Below are 17,802 nucleotides of genomic sequence, written 5' to 3'. Positions count from 1 at the left end.
ACCTGACTGAATGCCCTATGCGCAAGGGCGAGTTATTCATTTCAAAAAATTGGATTATGACGATAAACGAATTACTGGACAAGCCTGTTTGGCAGATGACTGGTGAAGAATTACTTTTCCTTGCACAACATGGTAATATGTCCACGAACAGGGAATCAACAAAGGCTTCTTCCTCCAAAGAAGAAAAGCGATATGTGTACGGCTTGGCTGGCATTGCACGTCTCTTTGGGTGCAGTCTGCCCACGGCTAATCGTATCAAGCAGAGTGGTAAAATCAATCGTGCCATTACACAAGTAGGGCGCAAGATTATTGTTGATGCTGACCTTGCACTGGAATTGGCAGGACGAAAGACAGGAGGAAGATGATGAACACAACTGATTATGAAAACATATGGCAAAAGTCGCTCATTCATGTAACAGATGAGTTTGCGATTCCTCCTGTTGTACTACAAGCAGGTGAAGCCATTATTGGCACATTAGGTAACTTCAGTGTATCGACAGGTAAGGCAAAAGCCAAGAAGACTTTCAACGTGAGTGCAATCGTAGCTGCAGCTCTTATCAATGGAAAGGTGCTGGAATATCAAGCATCATTTCCTGAGAGTAAACGCATAATTCTTTACTTTGATACGGAACAAAGTCCTTATCATTGCCAACTTGTGATGCAACGTATTTTGAGATTGGCAGGGCTGCCGATAGACAAGGAACCGCAGAATTTGAAGTTCAGTCACCTTAGAGCCATTGCAGACCCTAACGAGCGCAGAGAAATCATTCGCTATGCCATTTACCATACACCCAATGTGGGGTTGGTGGTAATTGACGGCATTCGTGATTTGATGCTCGACATCAACAACTCAACGGAGGCAACCAAGTTAGTGGGCGACCTGATGCAATGGACGAGCGAGCAAAACATCCACATCCAAACTGTGCTTCACCTCAACAAGGGCGACGATAACGCACGAGGACATATTGGGACGGAACTCAACAACAAGGCTGAAACAGTTCTTCAAATCAAAAAGGACAATACTATGCCTGAACGCAGTATTGTTGCACCTTCCATCATTCGTTCCAAACCCTTTGAAAAGTTTGCCTTTCGACTTAAGGAGGTTGAAGACGAGATTTGCATTCCCCAAATAGATTTCTCGTATTCTGACAATGAACGGAAGTCACATCGTTTCTCCTACCAAGAGTTAAGCACTAACGAACATCGAAAAGCGTTGGAACCAGTCTTCTCTACAAATGAAGTCTTGCCATATAGTAAACTTATCGTAGCTCTCAAAGAGGCTTATGCAAAAGTTGTGGGACAATCCTACGGACAAACAAAACTCAAGGAGCTTTTGCAATTCTTGCTCAACAAAGGCATAGTGGTTAAGGAAGAACGAGGAAAATATCGACTCAGCCATAGTTCTCTACAATAAAACCTTTGGTCGGTCGGACACAGGCTATATATACCTGAATCAATCCGACCAAAGAGAAACAAACTTGGTCGGACGTAAAGGTGTGCCTATAGTGTACGACTGTCCGACCAATCCTAAGCCTTTCAGCCTCCAAAAGAAAAAGGCTGAGACTTATTCTTTCAAACATCAAAACAAAATCACAATGGAAATACAAAATATCAAGCAAATCTCTATCACAGATTATTTGCAGCAACAGGGTTATTCACCTGCACGAGTACAAGGTATTCACTTTTGGTACTGCTCTCCGCTGCGCAACGAAAGTACACCATCATTCAAAGTAAATACAGAGCGTAATCAATGGTATGACTTTGGAACTGGCGAACATGGAGACATCATTGACCTTGTACGTACTTTACAGCATTGTACCATGAACAAAGCCATTGAACTTCTATGTGGTTCAAAACAAATAGTGCATCAAGATTTTTCTTTTGGCGGTGAAAGAAAAACCTCTAAGCACAAATTAGAAATCATATCTGTGCAATCACTTACCAATCCTTATTTGTTACGTTACATCGCAAAACGAGAAATACCTCTCAGCATCGCCAATAGATTCTGTTCTGAAATTCGATACAATAATACCAATCGGACATACTATGCCATTGGATTTTCAAACGATGCTGGCGGATGGGAAATTCGTAGTCCTTATTTCAAAGGCTGCATAGCTCCAAAAGCGATTACAACTACTAGTAAAGGCACAGACGTTTTACAAATCTTTGAAGGGTTTATGGATTTCCTTTCGTGGCAAACGCTAAATCCTTCTTCAACTTGCGACACCATAGTTCTTAATTCTTTGGCTCTTTTGCCACGTATTCAAGAGAAAATAAAAGGCTACAAACAAGTTGAGAGTTTTCTGGACAATGATGAAGCAGGACGAAAATCGTTTGAATTTTTGAAGCAGTTTTGCCCATCTATCATAGACGGTTCTGTTCGCTATCGAACTCACAAAGACCTCAACGAATGGCTTGTTTCTCAGTCCAAAGTGCAAGAAAGTCAACCTTCGTTACCGACCACGAAGCGTGGTATCAGAAGATAGTGTTTATCTGGGAAGCAAGTTTGTGTTTTGAGTATCTCAAAACCTACTTGCTCCCACCTTTGGGAGGTGAAAATCCCGTTGGTCTCATCAAAAAAATAAAAATGGAACAGAAAAATAAAGGTGGACGACCCACTAAGACTTTATCAGAGAAACGGAAATATCAAGTGCTTCTTCGGCTTAATACAATGGAGTACTACACCTTGTTGGGAAAAGCACGTGAAGCCTCTATTTCACGAACAGAGTTTTTACGGCAGCTCATAACAAATGCAGAAGTAAAGAGCCGAATCAAGCCAGAGGAAATGCAACTCATCCGTACGGTTTCGGGCATGGCAAACAATCTCAATCAGATAGCCCATCGGCTCAATGCTTTCGGCATTTCTTCACTCAATGAAGAATTGAATGCGCTGAAACAACTTATTCACGAACTCATGAAACGATTGAAACCATGATAGCCAAGATTATTAAAGGAACAAACTTCAGTGGAGTTGTCAATTATATGCTCAGCAAACGCGAAGGTCAAGTCAAGGTTTTACAAGCTAATGGCGTACGCAGTTCTTTACCAAATGACATTGCACACGACTTCAACTTGCAAGCCTCTATGCGTCCAAATGTACAAAAACCAGTTTGTCATACCATACTCTCATTCTCAGCACATGATTCAGAACGACTGACAGATGCAACAATGGTGAAGATTGCCAACGAATATCTTCATAAAATGGGCTATGGCGACACACAGAGCCTTATCGTAAGGCACAGTGACCGCCATCATCCTCACCTGCACATTTGTATCAATCGCATTGGTAACAATGGCAAAACCATCAGCGACCACAACGAAAAGTATCGTTCAACGAAGATTTGTAGAGAACTGACAGAGCGTTATGGTCTAACCATTGGCGAAGGAAAGCAAGAGGTAAACCGCTCAAGATTGAGAGGTGAGGATAAATTACGATACGAGATGTTCGATACCATTAAGTCTATATTACTTCAATCTCAGACTTGGAAAGATTTTGTTGCAGGGTTAGAGCAACAAGGTATTACCACTCGTTTCAAAACGAAAGGCAACACCGATATTGTTCAAGGAATCATCTTTGAAAAAGACGGATGTAGTTTCAGTGGCTCAAAGATAGACCGAACGTGCTCTTTCTCTCGCCTCAATGCTGAGATAGAACAAAATTCTCACAAACAAGAGAAAACTAATCTACAAAATGAGCCTATGGTAGATTCTGTAGATGAAAGCTATTTCATTACCGACCTATCTGAAGCAATTAGTGAAGTGTTTTCTATGCCAACACCAAGTAATGGCGTAGATGTTGATGAGCTCCGCTTCCAAAAGAAACTTCGCAATAGAGCTAATCGCAAACGTAGAATTTAATCATTTCAAAATTAAAACTGTATGAACAACGAAATAGCCCCTGTTCTCGACATTCTCGAAGAACTCAAACAAGAATGCAAAGCCATCAGTAAGGCACAGGTAGAACTGCGCACTACTATTGCTGAACAGCTATCTAATCCAAAGGGAGATAGCATTAAAACACAAGAAACTGTGCAAATCCATCTCTCGAAAGAAACTCAAGCTAAAATCAAAGAACATCAACTTTTTGTTTTGGAGGCACTATCAGAGTCGAATAAGAAACTCGAACCAAAGTTTGAAGCTTTGCACCAGCTCATCAGCAAGCAACAAAAGCCTGTAGGATATAAGAACTACTCGCTATTTGCAAGCATTCAATTAGCCGAGCGTATGCTGCTTTTATTGGTTTGTGGGCTGGTCATGGTGAGTTGCTGGTTCTTTGGTATGGGAGCCAACAAGCTGCAAACAGCCTTTGATTACGACCTACGTTATCGTTACCTGCGTATGCAGGGCAAAGCTACCGCTTCTGATTTCGCATATCTTGACAGCATATTTATCATACATCGCAATCGCAAAGCCATTCAACAGATGCAACAGAAAGTTGTTGATTACGAGCAAGCCTTGCAACGCCAAGCCGAGTTAGTGTTGCAGCAGGATAAGATAAAGCAAGAACAAAGAGAACTAAAGAAGCATTTGAAGAAATAGCAATTACTCCAAGAAATTGTTTCATACAGCTTCTTGGAATAATTGATATATGTATCTTTTAAAGATAACTATCGATATCAAAATTCTTTAATCCGAAATCATAACGAGCATAAAGGGGATGTCTTGGGTGTCCTGATTTTGTTAACGCTCCTATTTGCTTCCAATTGATTTTTCGCTCTTGTTCTTGAAGTACATTGGCGATATCTCTAAAGCAATCTAATAAATAATCCCTCTTAGATATAAGATTACCCCAAGCAACTAAAACGTCCAATTCAGTGTATGTCTTAAAGAATTCTCTTATAGCATCAAGATTATTCTGATGAAGGATTTCATCCCTCTTATTATGTACACCTTTGAAATTTGTTGATCTCTGAGCATATAGATTTAACATAACAAAACCATCGTAATTATTAAGCTCTGCAAATCCCATAACTTTTCTCACTGTAGGATCAGGGTGTTTTTCATTTGCTGTACTTGGATTGACTCCGATTACCACTAAAGGCTTTGTACATCTACTTGCTAATACATAGCGATGGGTTTTCTCATCGCCAATCATTTGTTTAATCTGATAATCCATATTTTAATTTATTATATATCCATTATTCGGCTTAGTTCCTCCTCGATTTCTTCTACCGAAGGCAGAGCTGATTTTAGATTTTCAAGAATAGTCTTCGAATATTGGTAATCACTCACACCAATTGGTTGGTCATAGTCAAAGAGTGTATGCTGAAACACAACCTTATAGCTATCATTGCAGAGAAGCAAACCGATGATTTTCCATCGTATTCATCGTAGAGAGTTTTATCCATAACATTTGTACATATTGTTAATTGTACCGTATATTCGGGTTTGAATAGCGTGGCTTTGGACTCAATGATTACATATACATGGATTCGGAGTTTATAGAAGAAGTTATCGTATAGAACTCAGAATTATATGGCTCACCCAGTTGACGCGAACTATAACTGACTGCTTGAAGAATTCCTCAATCTGACTGATATCATGACAATAGATAGCCAATACAATGGGCAAATATGCTAATGGCTATGTTATAGGCATGTTATAATGGTGCTATTTTGACTTTCATTCAGTTTTATTCATAACCATCTCTAACATCTTGTTCTGGTGTCTGACTATATCTTCTACGTCCCATTCTAAGCCAAATGGACGTTCTTTTTCTTTGTCTTTAATACCATTATTGTAATTGTCTTGACATATCTGTAACATAATTCTGAACTTTAAGGAAGCAACACTCACCTGATTGGACTTTGTATCAAGATAGCGATTCTTTTTTTCAATTGGATTCCAGTTTGAGCCAGAACTGTTTGCATCGGAACCTATCATGGCAAAATTACCATAGCAGTTTATATCTTGCGTACTAATTGGCATATTGTCTCCAGCCTTAGCTTGTGGATAATAATGCTCCAGACTTTTTCTTGTTCGAGAGAAATAGAAGTTATTGAAAGAATCCAACTCAAAATCACTACAACCCAATGAATTGAAAAAATCTATTCGACTACGAGAATTCTTTTTTGCTTTGTTACCTCGCAATTCAACAACATATTTCTTCCAAAGCTTATAATCTGTATAATTAAATACATACAAAGGTATATTGCATGAGCCGATGGGGTAGATACGATTGAAGTCCCGATTCACTTCTTCTAATTCAACATTCAATCCACCATTATTAAAAATAGTCTCATCAAAACTATTTGGCTTCGGCTGATTTATGTCGTTGAGTTTACTTGCATCGAGATACACATCAAAGAAATACTTATCTGCCAGTTTTCTTAAGAAATTTACATAATTATTGAGGTCCCAATCCTCAAATAGGTGGTATAAACAATAGAACAGATAGTTTTTTCTTTGCTTAGGCGTGAAAGCGACTTCAAACATGGATAGTAATTGAATAACCTCGTTTTGTTGTGCTTTATTGCTCTCATACAAATCCTTTAGGTAAGCAGCCTTCTTACCTTTCTTGTAGTAATATTGCAACTTCCATGGATTCTCAATGGTTCTATCTTCACCATTTGTGTGATGTATTACAAAGTTATCAAGAAAGTATTTAGCCAAAAGGAGATTGTATGCGAAGTCCTTAACAAACTCAGGAGTAAGATTTACTTTGTCAAACTCCTTAATTAATTCTTTATCATCAAGCGTGAAACTCAGAGGATTAAAATCATCCTCGTTCCACGCTCTCGTAATTTTCAGTACAATTAACAGAAAATTCGGAAAATCTATTATGGGCTGGAAACGATCGTTTATATCATCTTCTTCCTTCTTTTCTATCTTTTTTATAGGTGTATTTAAAAGATCTGAAATAGTTTTCATCCCCAATGATAAAGATGAAGCCACATTAGAATTCGGAAAGTCGTTGAAAGATTCTATATCAAAACTGCCCATTGTTTTACCAAAGACACTTGTCATCCCAGGGAGCTTCTGCTGAATATAGAAACTCATGTCACTACAAGCCTCCCATATACGACTAAACTTCTCCATAGCTTCTTCATTGCCAATTAGTTGCTCACAGAGTTTGGCTTTTACTATTTCGTGCTTTTCTAACTGCTCACCGCGAGAGTTCATAACCTCAAAATAGTGATTCAAATCTACGTCTTTCGGCACACGATAATGGATGATATGCACTTTGTCCAAGAAAAAAGACTTAAAAGATTCGATATCAGCATTCTTGTCACCGACAATCTCGTTGAGTGCTTCCTTTGCATAATGGAAACCATTAAGAATACCCATATCGTTTTCATCACCAAACACAGGCATTTTTTTTATTGTCGCTGCCGAAACTTTTCTTGCAGAATAAGTAAGAGTATTTGGAATATCCTTTATGTCCAATGCCTTTAGGATAATGTAGATTGTTGTCAATCGCTGTTGTCCATCAATAACTTCATAAATATTATCATCTCGCTTGTATGTGACAAGAGTACCAATATAGTAAACAGACTTTTCCAACGAATCATATACATCCTTTATCAAGGCGTATATTTCTTCACGTCCCCAGGCATAATTACGCTGATAGATAGGTATCTTGTATAATTTAGAAGCCTCTCTTTTTGAGAAATAGATGTCATGAATAGAGCACTCTTCAAGAATATTATTCAAATCTTTCATTGTCTTCAATTTTTATAGAAACCATTTGTTTGGAAGAAATACAGATAGTTTTCATACACACCATCTTTCTCGTCCTTTAGATTCTTCAATGTTTCACCATCGCCACTATACTCGTAGCATTCCTGCGCCCAACCATCTTTAATGTCATCATTTGAAAGCGGGTTAAGCTTGTCTGCCAAAGCACTCAGTAATGAAGTCGGTGTATCTTGCTTAGCAATCAGTTTATACATATTAAATGTATTGATCTTTTCACTCCACCCCATAATGTAGTTTTGTGCAGAAAGCCAACCAAGATTAGTATATTGTGCTCTCAAGGAATAAGCCCAAATGAATGCATATATGACAAATTGTTCAAACAAGTCAATATCTTCTTTTGTCGGATATGTCTCTGGGCAGAATCTGTCAACGTAAAGCAGAACAGAGGTGTCAAACATCAGACGTGTTATACCGTTACCTATTCCTTTTTTGAAGTGCCGGTCTAATGTTTTAACTATTATATTGTCATTGATATAGAATCCCTCATACTTATTGTTATTCTGAATATCTTTTAGGATATTATAATAGTGCTTTGTATATTCAAAGAACGGCTTACCGGCAATTATCGGTGTGTCTAATTGGAACGCATTTACATTCCGAGTACCTGAGACAAAAGGCATTGCAGAAGAATTGACCATATCTGCATAGCAATAGGCACTCTTGTAGAATTGGGCATAAGGCGTTCTTGCTGAACGAGTAACACCTTTGAACATATGGATGTTATGCTCATTCAAGATATTAGCTTTGTTGCCTGCTACCCATTCTTTGATACGATATAGATAATTACCAAAGAAATCAGCTAAATCTCTTTGTGAAACCTGTTCCCAATCCTTTACTATTCTTTCTGTTTCATCCTCGCTGATGTTATTCATCTCGCGTAGATGGTATGCTTTCAACAAATCATGAGGATAAAGAGCTTTACCCCGTGCATTTTGAGAGTCAAAGAACTGAAAAGCTTCAGACACATCGGTGGTTATCACAACAATCAACTCACACCTGTTCTCAATATAATCCTTAAGATGCTCCATCTCCCGTTGATGTTCAACTGCCGAATCATTGTCTTCCGACTTTAATCCAACCCTACGGAAAAGTGCATTATAGTTGTTGGCGATATTATGGTCATTGTACGTATTGTCATATATCTTTTGTTTCAAAAACTCGATACTATTTTCTCCTAATGCCGTCAGAAGAAGAGAGAAAGTAATGATGCGTTGCTGTCCATCAACAATATCATATTGTCCCTTTTCCTTTGTTTTGTGAAGGATAAGCGTACCAACCCTGTATCTTTCCTTATTACTATTCTTGGCATCAATAATATCATCGAGCAATTGTATGGCATTCCGAGCTGTCCATTTGTACGGACGCTGATAGAGAGGCACACATAGCTCTACATCCTTGATAGGCTCCTCGCAATTCGTTATGGTTTTGCGAAGTAGCAAATCGCCTATAGTAGTTATTGATAATGTTAAACTATTCATAATATGAGTATTAGTTATATGAGTTCACACATCGTAATCCAAACCATTTTAAAAGGTCAGTATAACAATTGAAATATCCTTTTATATGTTTTTATCTACAATCTTACTTAATTCTTCCTCAACTTCCTCCACCGTAGGTAAAGCAGATTTTAGATTATCAGGGATAGCCTTTGAAAGTTGGTAATCACTTACACCGATAGGCTGGTTATAACCTGAGAGGGCATATTGCGCTACCACCTTGTCTCCACCATTGCAGAGGAGCAAGCCAATGGTCTTATTGTCGTGCTCGCCACGTAGGGTATCATCTACTACATTGATATAAAAGTTCAGTTGTCCCATATATTCGGGCTTGAAAGGTGTGGCTTTGAGTTCGATAACAACGTATGCATGTAGTTGGATATTATAGAGAATGAGGTCGGCATAGAAATCAGAATCGCCCACTTCAAAATGCTTCTGCTGTGCCACAAATGCAAAGCCACTACCCATTTCCAAAAGATATTTGGTGATATGCGAAACCAATTGCCGTTCAATGTCTTGTTCTGCCATTTTATCTGTCTGTCCCATCATATCAAAGATATATGGGTCTTTCATCAGATAATTGGCAAGGTCGCTTTGCGGTTTGGGTAATCGTGCCGAGAAGTTACTCACTTTCTTTGCTGCAATCTGCCGAGCGAAAAGATTAGTCTCAATCTGCATTTGCAGAACATTACTACTCCAACCATTGGCAACTGCTTGCGTGATATACCAAAAGCGTTCACCCAAAGGCAACTTGCTGTTAAGCAAAATTACATGGCTTGCCCAGTTGGTGCGAACTATGGCTGAGTGCTTGAAGATTCCCTCTATCTGACTGATATCGCTGTGATAGATAGCAGACAGCGTTTCAGAAACATCTCCTAATTGTGCAAGAGGTTCTTGCGTAATTATATCTCCCCGAATACCTGCTGCTTGTATTTGCGCAAGAGGCTCTTGCGTAAATTGATTGAGCTCATTTGTGAGTTGTAATACATTATCAACCGAAGGACTATTAAGCAACTTTTCAACCTTAACCATTTCTGTTAGAGCCTCCATAGGATAAGCCTTTGCGAATTGGCACATATAGATAAGATTGCGAGTGGAATACCCTTTCTTATTCGGATATTTAGAACGTATCGCCTTAGAAAGGTTGTCAATGACTTTGCTTCCCCAACCATCTTTCTTTTGGAGGTAGAGGATAAAATGCCCCACTTTCCAATAGTGAAAAAGCATATCTGCGTTTGCAGAGGCTATTAAGCGTACTTGCGTATGCTCTAGGTCAGTACCAATAGCTCGTACAATGAGAGCTAAATCTTGGTGCTCTGTTTTATTTATTTCTTGGATCATATGGTTTCGGTGTTATAATTGATTGAATTTACTCATGGCATTCGCTTTGATGTCGTCCGCAATATCTATGTATGGTTTCATAGCCTTGTAATCGCTATGCCCAGTCCATTTCATAACTACTTGCGGAGGAATACCCAATGCAAGTGCATTGCAGATAAACGTTCTACGACCAGCGTGTGTTCCAAGCAAGGCATATTTAGGTGTAACTTCGTCAATGCGCTCATTACCTCTATAATAAGTTTGACGTACAGGCTCGTCAATGCCTGCAAGTTCAGCTAATTCTTTAAGATAATCATTCATTTTCTGGTTAGTTATAACAGGTAACACCTTGTCATCTTCAAATGCCACATCTTTGTATTTGTCAAGAATTGCTTTACTATGTTTATTCAATTCGATAATCAGGCTATCAGAAGTCTTAACCGTTGTAACCTCAATGTGGTCGCCCTTTATATCACTTCTACGAAGATTAAACACATCGGAGTAGCGCAAGCCCGTGAAACATTGGAAGAGAAATACATCACGCACCCGATCTAAAGCTTGCTTGGCTGCTGGTATTTCAAACTCTCGGAGTTTGTTCAGTTCCTCCCATGTGAGAAAGATTATTTTCTTCTGTGTGCTTTTGAGTTTAGGTTTATAACTATCGTAAGCATTGTTCTGATGCAGACCTTTCTTGAAAGCCCAGCGTAAAAACCACTTCAAGAAACTTAATTGCTTGCCTATAGTAGAATTGCGCATTTCCTTTACATCACGGAGATAGGTAACATAATCGTTTAGACCTTTTTCATCAAAGAAATCAAATGTAAGTCCATCACGAAAGTTCATCAAATGATTTTTCACAGCAGCAAACTTCTCATAAGTAGAATCAGTCCAATCATTCTGTCGTCCACAATCTCGTACAAACTCATCAAATACCTTGTAGAAAGCATTAGATGTTGATTTTCTTGGAGTTACTTCTTCTATAGGGTTGTGCAGCGCATTAAATGCTTCTTTTATTTGTTCAGGGGTTGGCATTATTTCTTCTACTTCAAACTTCTTGAAGATTTCCTGTACTTCTGTATAATAGCCCAAGAGTGAAGCATTGATTTCAGAAGCTGATTGTTTCAATTTGTTTGTGCAACCATTTCTCACTCGCTGCTTATCAGAATCCCATTTCGCAGCATCAATACGATAACCCGTTGTAAATTCAATTCGTTTGGAAGCAAAATTGACACGCATACGGATAGGTACATTCTCAACTATGAGAACTCCGTCCTTTTTCCTGCTTTCCAACGTGAAGATAATATTCCGCTTGATGTTCATACTTTTGGGTGTTTTGATTTATGCACCCAAATTTACACCCAAAAATTGATTCTACCAAAGATTTTCCATGAAATCTCATTTTATTAACATTCTACTTAAAATGCTATTATACAACAGATTGAACATTTATGATACTATTTGAAGGTTCAAGAGAAAGAGCCTCTCTCTCCGAATGTGACGCTACATCCAAAATAATATCAGCAATCAACTCTGCACAGCAAGGTGCGGTTATTCAATGTAGTTTAATCATAAAGAAGTAGCTATGAAAAAAAGATTTATACTATTACTGACTATCTTGTCTCTCTGTCTTCCATATACGTATGCGCAAGAATTAACATCAAAAATAGAGAACATCACAACCGCGAAACCAAAAATAATGGTAATTCCCTACACTCATCAAGGGGAAGATATACGCATGGTGCTGGAAAGTGATGTCAACAAACGCATTGCTCTAACGAAGATAAAAGAGGCATTTGACCAGCGAGGATATACAACCGTTGATTTCTTCGGACGCGTGAAGGCTCTGTCTAAAGCTAACGCATTAGGAAGTAATCAACAACAAGACGCAAAGTCGCTTATCATACAACAATCTGGAGCTGATATATACGTTGAGGCCGAAATCAATATTCTCGATTCACCAACAGGCAACTCCGTGAAGATTATCATATCGGGATACGATGTATCAACAGGAAACTCACTAGCAAATACCGTGTGCGAAAGTGGAAAATTCTACACTGATGATTACGGCAAACTGGCTTCAAGGGCAACCGAGACGGGTATCAATGGTTTTCTTAACGCTATGCAGAGCAAACTTATGGATATGACAGAGAACGGACAATCAATCAGTCTCACAATCGGATTCGACCAAGCCTCAACGCTGTCCATGTCTACAGAAGTTGGGAATGATGGACTTCCATTATCTGACGATATCGAAATGTTCATTGCAGAAAACTGTTATAAGGAGAACTATCACATACAGGGTACAAGTGACAAACAAATGATTTTTGATGACATACGTATCCCACTAACTGATGCTGAAGGCAGGACTTATAACTCTAATAAATTCGGATTAAAACTCCTACAATACTTCCGCTCAAGGAATATTAAGATTGAAAGATCCATTAGCAACAACATGATTGTAATCACTATAAAATAAAACTCCATGAGTATCCGTAAATTATATGTCATCACAGCACTATTTATTGCCGTTATTAGCAGTGCTCACGCGCAAGGAATTGAGATTGGTTTTGTCATACCAACAAATCAAGATGAAATAAGCGTGAATACGGCAAGGATACTTCGCAGTAGAATACTTCCTGCATTTACAGCAGAAGGTATTGAGACATCAGAAGTTAGTTCCATCGCTATTAAGCCCGAGCTTAGTTTCACAAACTACCAAGAGGCCGAAGGAGGAATGAGGAATATTCATACCTCAGAGGTACAAATAAACCTTATCTGTCAGAATCTGATTACAGGAACAGTGTTTGCCAGTCGAACATTCTGCCTACAAGGGCAGGGTTACTCTGCTGATGATCTCGTTAAAAGTGCGTTCTCACAAATAAAGCCGGACGACGAGAATGTAAGATTATTCCTACATACGGCAAAGAGGCAGATATTAAGTTACTATTCAAGGAATCTGCGAGCAGTACTTGATAGGGCACAAACCTATGCCCAGCTTCACCAGTACGAAGAAGCATTATCCCTGCTCTTCTCTTGTCCATCCACATTAGCCAATTACAATAGTGTAAATGCTGCTATCAGCAACATCTACAAACAATACCAAAGAAATGAGTGTGGCAACCTTTTACTACAAGCACAAACTGAATATTCTAATGGCAATTACGAAGCGTGCGCTGAAATGCTCAAACAAATAGATACAACAAGTCCCTGTGCTACAGAGGCAAAGGCTTTATGTCAGCGTATTAAGCAATCGCGAGATACAGAAGCGAAACAAATTATTGCATTAATCGAGAATCAGGCAAAAAGGGAAGCAGACTTAGAGAAACAAAGAATAAAAGCGGCTAGAGATATTGCGGTTGCGTATTACAAACAACACACTAACTTAATTCTGATCTTCTAATCGTCATATCTCGCTTTTGACGAAAGTATATATCGTGGGGCACGGGAGTACATTTCGTGGGGCACGAAAGTATATATTGTCGAGCACGAAAGTACATTTCGTCAAATGCGGGGATATTACTTGCTTTTAAAGTTCAAAGGCTAATTTAAAGTTCAAAGGTCAATGTTCCAAGATCAAAGGTTAATATTCCAAGTTCAAAGGTTAAAGTTCCAAGCCTATGCGGTTAGCGGAAAATTTTTATTTGATATAAATTTATTTCTAACCTGTTCCCCGTAAATTTCTAACCGTATATAAATTTATCGCAAACAGGTTGGAAATTTATGGCAAACAGGTTAGAAATTTACGGGGAACAGGTTAGAAATTTCACGCAAACAGTATATAAATTTCCGGCAAACAGCATCCACGTTTTGGCGAACTATATTCCGGCTCAAATACCCTTTGGCAAAGGTACATTCCATGCAATACAATCGTACTTCTTGTGCGCGTAAAAACCATTTTATCAGTCGGTCTATTGTTTCTGCTAAGACAGATATAAAATTGTTCGCGAACAATTTTTTGCTTGTCTTATAGCATGAGATGTTGCCCTGTGGAGGCTCGCTGGCGAATGCGTATTCCGTCGCTGCGCTCACCGTATCTACGCGCTGGCGGATGCGTATCTAACTACCCGCAGATACGTATTGCGCCACCGCTAGATACGCATCTGTCAGCAATGCTCACCGCATCTGTCGGCAAGGGAATACGTATTCGCCAACAGTTAGATACGCATTCAGCAGAGACGCAATACGCATTCGACAGGGGTTGGTTAAGACGATCTGTACAAGATTTGATATCAAAAAGTATCGCTCATACGATGGGAAACTAAAAGGGAAATTGTACCTTTGCAGGTGCAATCTTTATTAATAACAAACATAAACAAAGTTATGAGACATTTACTTTCTATCCTTCTCATTGCGGTAACTCTAATTGGAACCAGTAGCTTCACGTATGAAACAACTTCTACAACCAATGCCGAATATACCAGCATACAGAAACAAAAGAAGCATAGTGGAAGAAAAACTCACAAACGTTCGAAGACACGTAAGAATAGAACTCGTAAGAATCGATCAACTCGCTCAGCCAATGTAGGGCAGACAGTGTATATCACTCCAACGGGTTCTTGTTACCATTCTACGCCATCATGTCCGGCATTATGGCGCGGAAACTACTCCCGCATATCTTTAAGTTCCGCACGAAGCGAGGGCTATCGTTCTTGCTCAAGATGCTATTAATATAAAGATATCGGATTCAAATTAACAGGTAGCAACCTCTTATTTCAAAATAATAGAATTATGACATATTGTAAAAACTGCAGTTATCCGCTTAACGAAGGTTCTGAATGACTTTTCTGGATTTGGCTAGACACTTTTTTGTTATATTAGCTGAATAAATAGACAGCCTTTTTGTAAGTCTACAGGAAAGCTAGACACAAGTTGAGAATCCATGCTGGAAAGCTAGTCACTTGGTCTTTATTAGATACGCAGAGCTTGTGGTTTGTGTTGCAAAACTGGATGCCCCTCGATGGAGCATTCAGTTTTATGCTTATTGAAATACACCTTCACTAGTGGTGTGGCGTAAGCACTGGCAGGGCCTTCTCACAATGAGTGCCAGCACAGTGCGCGTAGTCGTAGGGTAATTGGTTGTATTGTTCAAGGGTCATAGAGTATAATTTTTTTATATTAATGTAGCAGGTGAAATCCTACGACCATTCTTCAACCGTAGTCTTTACCAAATCTAAAATCATAACTTTATCCTTAGATTCTATAATATCTTGGACATTCTTGCCCTTAAATGTTTGATAAATGGATAAACGAATAACAGGTATTCCTTTTATAAGTCCAGTTACATCTCTTAGGAAATCGTAAAAAGCACGTTGCTTCCATCTTGAACTTCCAGCTCCATTTAAACATCCATTATCATTACTTTTCATAAATAAATTCTCTGAAGAATCGGATTTCCAATATCCTCCGAATTTACGGCAACGAGACTCATATTGTGTACAAAATTGTTTATATGCCTCCAAAGGGAATCCCTTTATGCTCTGATAAATATTAGAGTTTAAGGTCTGTAATCTATATCTATTGAAATGATTCTCTTCATCTAATTCCATGATAAATTTAGGAGTTGAAATATCCCATGCCCCAAACTTTAATGGAGGTTCTTCCTGTGTTCCCCCTAATTCTTTGTACATTCTTTCTACTTCAAAATACAGTTCAGATGAAAGTGAGAACTGATTCTTAGTTAGTTTTAGGTGCTTCTTTTCCCCATATTCTTGCAATACTATTTGCTTTAAGATATTCTCTTTTTTCATTGTTTAGATTGAATCTATCTTTGGTAAAATAATCACCTCATTTTCCTTCAATTCATCAATATTATCTACTTCAATTTTTTCCTTTTTATCCTCAAATTTAGGTTCAACATTCAAAATGAGTTCTCCTTCTTTTTTGTAGTTACGTGAATAAAGAACCCACATAACCTTTATTGATTGTACATTATCCTTAGGTTTTATTGCAATTTCAAATGCCCTGTGATCAGATTGAACTAAGACAGGGTCTTTAGGACGATATTCTATGACATCACAATATTCTGTAGAATGAAAGACTTCTCTTCTTGCTTCTCGACTTGCATTGATTCGAGCAACTGCAGCTTGATCCATCATTATATTATTTAAATAATGAAATTTATCACTTATCTCATATACCTTATCCCACTCAATGATAACCTCTAATTTATAGTTTTCAATAACCGTTTTTCCTGTGTTAGTTATACTAATAGGAATAGTACACCAGCGATAATCATGTTTTGATGGTGGATTGAAAACATTATTTAAACTCATAAATTGTCTATTTGTCTTTAAAAGTCTTAATTGTTCTTGTGAAATAGAAAACATATTCTGTGGTTTAAGATAGTATTCTCTAGTTATACGATAATATTCAGGACAAATCGTATATTCTTTCTCGCCTCCAATGAAAACTTCAACATCTGATACATCTTTATAACTACAATTATTAAGAAAGAACCAATTGTATGTATTACGGTGTGCCTCAATCAAATCAACAATATCCTCCCAAGCAAAAATATCTATTTCAAATCCTCCATTAGATATACTTTCTAAATTCTTATTTCTAATATATTCTTCTATGTGGGCGTCTTTATTTGCTGTTGTGGCAAAATAGAATGATTTTAACTTAGGAGTAAATAGAAGAGCCTTAGCAATCTCATTATCTATTTCAGATTCTGTCAATTGACTATTTGTATAATCATCTTTTCCTTTACACTGTATGCCACGATAAACACATTCCCCTTTTTTAATACCATAAACATCAACCCCTTTCTGGGCTTGCCTTTGTCTTCCATTACGCTTGATAGTATCTGGACATTCCCAAATTTCTCCCCACAAGACTTTACACAATCTCTCAAAGTCTTGCCAGTTCTCTGGTTTCCGTAATTGTAATTTTCCTTCCATTGTTCTATATTAAACATACAGTTCTTTTACTTTATTGTACTATTAGCCCCTCCCAATATGAACTCGAATAGTTTCTATTGCCCTACGTATATAACCTTTGTTTTCAAAATTGCCAAATAATGTATGTTCATTGGTATATAGCACAGAATCATCTGTTTTGGGTAATTGTCTAGTCGTCTATGACAATAGGATATTATTCCAAGTATTTCAAGGGCGTTTTGTTCCGAAATTTCCCAATCAACTTTTGTCTCATGTGCTGTTGGATTTCTAAACATACTGCATAAACCTTTAGGTAGACTACAGAAGCCTTCATGCTCATTCTTTCTGAACAAGTTTGGTAACTATTAATATAGGTTTCTTACTAAATTCTTTCTCTATAAATATTA

At 38.1% G+C, this 17,802-nt stretch carries 17 protein-coding genes and 1 pseudogene; 9 read left to right on the top strand and 9 right to left on the bottom strand.

Going from position 1 to position 17,802, the window contains the following annotated elements; translation table 11 throughout:
- Positions 1 to 56 precede the first annotated feature (56 nt).
- The 6 genes from HMPREF9969_RS10010 to HMPREF9969_RS09985 all read left to right on the top strand — a co-directional run bounded on the left by HMPREF9969_RS10010 (position 57) and on the right by HMPREF9969_RS09985 (position 4,539).
- On the top strand, positions 57 to 365 hold the full coding sequence (locus HMPREF9969_RS10010) for a DUF3853 family protein (protein WP_009435679.1): 309 nt from the start codon (positions 57 to 59) through the stop codon (positions 363 to 365).
- On the top strand, positions 362 to 1,414 hold the full coding sequence (locus tag HMPREF9969_RS10005; protein WP_009435707.1) for an AAA family ATPase: 1,053 nt from the start codon (positions 362 to 364) through the stop codon (positions 1,412 to 1,414). The genes HMPREF9969_RS10010 and HMPREF9969_RS10005 overlap by 4 nt, the downstream gene beginning before the upstream one ends.
- Before the next feature lie 181 nt (positions 1,415 to 1,595).
- Complete coding sequence (locus tag HMPREF9969_RS10000) at positions 1,596 to 2,486, top strand: CHC2 zinc finger domain-containing protein (RefSeq protein ID WP_009435727.1); 891 nt, start codon at positions 1,596 to 1,598, stop codon at positions 2,484 to 2,486.
- A 101-nt stretch (positions 2,487 to 2,587) separates the two neighbouring features.
- Positions 2,588 to 2,935: a plasmid mobilization protein gene (locus HMPREF9969_RS09995; RefSeq protein WP_009435722.1), complete on the top strand. Its 348-nt coding sequence runs from the start codon at positions 2,588 to 2,590 to the stop codon at positions 2,933 to 2,935.
- Positions 2,932 to 3,858, top strand: a complete 927-nt coding sequence (locus HMPREF9969_RS09990; protein WP_009435689.1) for a relaxase/mobilization nuclease domain-containing protein — start codon at positions 2,932 to 2,934, stop codon at positions 3,856 to 3,858. Before HMPREF9969_RS09995 ends, HMPREF9969_RS09990 begins: the two co-directional genes overlap by 4 nt.
- A 21-nt stretch (positions 3,859 to 3,879) precedes the next feature.
- The gene (locus HMPREF9969_RS09985; RefSeq protein WP_009435729.1) at positions 3,880 to 4,539 is read left to right on the top strand and encodes a hypothetical protein; all 660 of its coding nucleotides are present in this window, start codon (positions 3,880 to 3,882) and stop codon (positions 4,537 to 4,539) included.
- Positions 4,540 to 4,597: 58 nt separating this feature from the next.
- On the opposite strand, the gene HMPREF9969_RS09980 is transcribed toward HMPREF9969_RS09985, so the two are convergent.
- The 6 genes and pseudogenes from HMPREF9969_RS09980 to HMPREF9969_RS09960 form a co-directional block, all read right to left on the bottom strand.
- Positions 4,598 to 5,116, bottom strand: a complete 519-nt coding sequence (locus tag HMPREF9969_RS09980) for a DUF1643 domain-containing protein (protein ID WP_009435696.1) — start codon at positions 5,114 to 5,116, stop codon at positions 4,598 to 4,600.
- An 11-nt stretch (positions 5,117 to 5,127) separates the two neighbouring features.
- Positions 5,128 to 5,456: pseudogene (locus HMPREF9969_RS13320) on the bottom strand (PDDEXK nuclease domain-containing protein); the annotation flags it as partial.
- A 166-nt stretch (positions 5,457 to 5,622) separates the two neighbouring features.
- The gene (locus tag HMPREF9969_RS09975; protein WP_009435713.1) at positions 5,623 to 7,662 is read right to left on the bottom strand and encodes a DUF262 domain-containing protein; all 2,040 of its coding nucleotides are present in this window, start codon (positions 7,660 to 7,662) and stop codon (positions 5,623 to 5,625) included.
- Between the two features lie 5 nt (positions 7,663 to 7,667).
- Positions 7,668 to 9,176 carry a DUF262 domain-containing protein gene (locus tag HMPREF9969_RS09970; protein ID WP_009435719.1) on the bottom strand — a complete coding sequence of 503 codons (1,509 nt, stop codon included), beginning with the start codon at positions 9,174 to 9,176 and terminating at the stop codon, positions 7,668 to 7,670.
- A gap of 81 nt (positions 9,177 to 9,257) precedes the next feature.
- Positions 9,258 to 10,535: a YhcG family protein gene (locus HMPREF9969_RS09965; protein ID WP_009435688.1), complete on the bottom strand. Its 1,278-nt coding sequence runs from the start codon at positions 10,533 to 10,535 to the stop codon at positions 9,258 to 9,260.
- 12 nt (positions 10,536 to 10,547) lie between these two features.
- Positions 10,548 to 11,834 carry a site-specific integrase gene (locus HMPREF9969_RS09960; protein ID WP_009435706.1) on the bottom strand — a complete coding sequence of 429 codons (1,287 nt, stop codon included), beginning with the start codon at positions 11,832 to 11,834 and terminating at the stop codon, positions 10,548 to 10,550.
- A gap of 262 nt (positions 11,835 to 12,096) precedes the next feature.
- Between HMPREF9969_RS09960 and HMPREF9969_RS09955 the strand changes: the two genes are divergently transcribed.
- The 3 genes from HMPREF9969_RS09955 (at position 12,097) to HMPREF9969_RS12900 (ending at position 15,182) form a co-directional block, all read left to right on the top strand.
- Entirely contained in the window at positions 12,097 to 12,990 is an 894-nt protein-coding gene (locus tag HMPREF9969_RS09955) for a DUF6175 family protein (protein WP_036895650.1), read from the top strand.
- A gap of 6 nt (positions 12,991 to 12,996) precedes the next feature.
- A complete protein-coding gene (locus tag HMPREF9969_RS09950) occupies positions 12,997 to 13,914 on the top strand; it encodes a hypothetical protein (RefSeq protein ID WP_009435704.1) in 918 nt (305 codons plus the stop codon).
- 920 nt (positions 13,915 to 14,834) lie between these two features.
- Positions 14,835 to 15,182, top strand: coding sequence for a hypothetical protein (locus HMPREF9969_RS12900; protein ID WP_156787975.1), 348 nt, complete (start codon positions 14,835 to 14,837; stop codon positions 15,180 to 15,182).
- 467 nt (positions 15,183 to 15,649) lie between these two features.
- Here the strand turns inward: HMPREF9969_RS12900 and HMPREF9969_RS09945 are convergent, their stop codons facing one another.
- The 3 genes from HMPREF9969_RS09945 to HMPREF9969_RS12895 all read right to left on the bottom strand — a co-directional run bounded on the left by HMPREF9969_RS09945 (position 15,650) and on the right by HMPREF9969_RS12895 (position 17,691).
- A complete protein-coding gene (locus HMPREF9969_RS09945; protein ID WP_009435718.1) occupies positions 15,650 to 16,261 on the bottom strand; it encodes a hypothetical protein in 612 nt (203 codons plus the stop codon).
- A gap of 3 nt (positions 16,262 to 16,264) precedes the next feature.
- A complete protein-coding gene (locus tag HMPREF9969_RS09940) occupies positions 16,265 to 17,416 on the bottom strand; it encodes a hypothetical protein (RefSeq protein WP_009435680.1) in 1,152 nt (383 codons plus the stop codon).
- Between the two features lie 74 nt (positions 17,417 to 17,490).
- On the bottom strand, positions 17,491 to 17,691 hold the full coding sequence (locus HMPREF9969_RS12895) for a TIGR02391 family protein (RefSeq protein WP_036895649.1): 201 nt from the start codon (positions 17,689 to 17,691) through the stop codon (positions 17,491 to 17,493).
- Between the last annotated feature and the right edge of the window lie 111 nt (positions 17,692 to 17,802).

The sequence above is a fragment of the Prevotella sp. oral taxon 306 str. F0472 genome (assembly GCF_000257925.1).
Classification (GTDB): Bacteria; Bacteroidota; Bacteroidia; order Bacteroidales; family Bacteroidaceae; genus Prevotella; species Prevotella vespertina.
The sequence above is the reverse complement of the archived record's forward strand: the minus strand, read 5'-3'. Positions and strand labels throughout refer to the sequence as shown.

Coding starts and splice junctions, on each gene's coding strand:
- HMPREF9969_RS10010 (WP_009435679.1), top strand. CDS start 57: ATGACGATAAACGAATTACTGGACAAGCCTGTTTGGCAGATGACTGGT.
- HMPREF9969_RS10005 (WP_009435707.1), top strand. CDS start 362: ATGATGAACACAACTGATTATGAAAACATATGGCAAAAGTCGCTCATT.
- HMPREF9969_RS10000 (WP_009435727.1), top strand. CDS start 1,596: ATGGAAATACAAAATATCAAGCAAATCTCTATCACAGATTATTTGCAG.
- HMPREF9969_RS09995 (WP_009435722.1), top strand. CDS start 2,588: ATGGAACAGAAAAATAAAGGTGGACGACCCACTAAGACTTTATCAGAG.
- HMPREF9969_RS09990 (WP_009435689.1), top strand. CDS start 2,932: ATGATAGCCAAGATTATTAAAGGAACAAACTTCAGTGGAGTTGTCAAT.
- HMPREF9969_RS09985 (WP_009435729.1), top strand. CDS start 3,880: ATGAACAACGAAATAGCCCCTGTTCTCGACATTCTCGAAGAACTCAAA.
- HMPREF9969_RS09980 (WP_009435696.1), bottom strand. CDS start 5,116: ATGGATTATCAGATTAAACAAATGATTGGCGATGAGAAAACCCATCGC.
- HMPREF9969_RS09975 (WP_009435713.1), bottom strand. CDS start 7,662: ATGAAAGATTTGAATAATATTCTTGAAGAGTGCTCTATTCATGACATC.
- HMPREF9969_RS09970 (WP_009435719.1), bottom strand. CDS start 9,176: ATGAATAGTTTAACATTATCAATAACTACTATAGGCGATTTGCTACTT.
- HMPREF9969_RS09965 (WP_009435688.1), bottom strand. CDS start 10,535: ATGATCCAAGAAATAAATAAAACAGAGCACCAAGATTTAGCTCTCATT.
- HMPREF9969_RS09960 (WP_009435706.1), bottom strand. CDS start 11,834: ATGAACATCAAGCGGAATATTATCTTCACGTTGGAAAGCAGGAAAAAG.
- HMPREF9969_RS09955 (WP_036895650.1), top strand. CDS start 12,097: ATGAAAAAAAGATTTATACTATTACTGACTATCTTGTCTCTCTGTCTT.
- HMPREF9969_RS09950 (WP_009435704.1), top strand. CDS start 12,997: ATGAGTATCCGTAAATTATATGTCATCACAGCACTATTTATTGCCGTT.
- HMPREF9969_RS12900 (WP_156787975.1), top strand. CDS start 14,835: ATGAGACATTTACTTTCTATCCTTCTCATTGCGGTAACTCTAATTGGA.
- HMPREF9969_RS09945 (WP_009435718.1), bottom strand. CDS start 16,261: ATGAAAAAAGAGAATATCTTAAAGCAAATAGTATTGCAAGAATATGGG.
- HMPREF9969_RS09940 (WP_009435680.1), bottom strand. CDS start 17,416: ATGGAAGGAAAATTACAATTACGGAAACCAGAGAACTGGCAAGACTTT.
- HMPREF9969_RS12895 (WP_036895649.1), bottom strand. CDS start 17,691: ATGTTTAGAAATCCAACAGCACATGAGACAAAAGTTGATTGGGAAATT.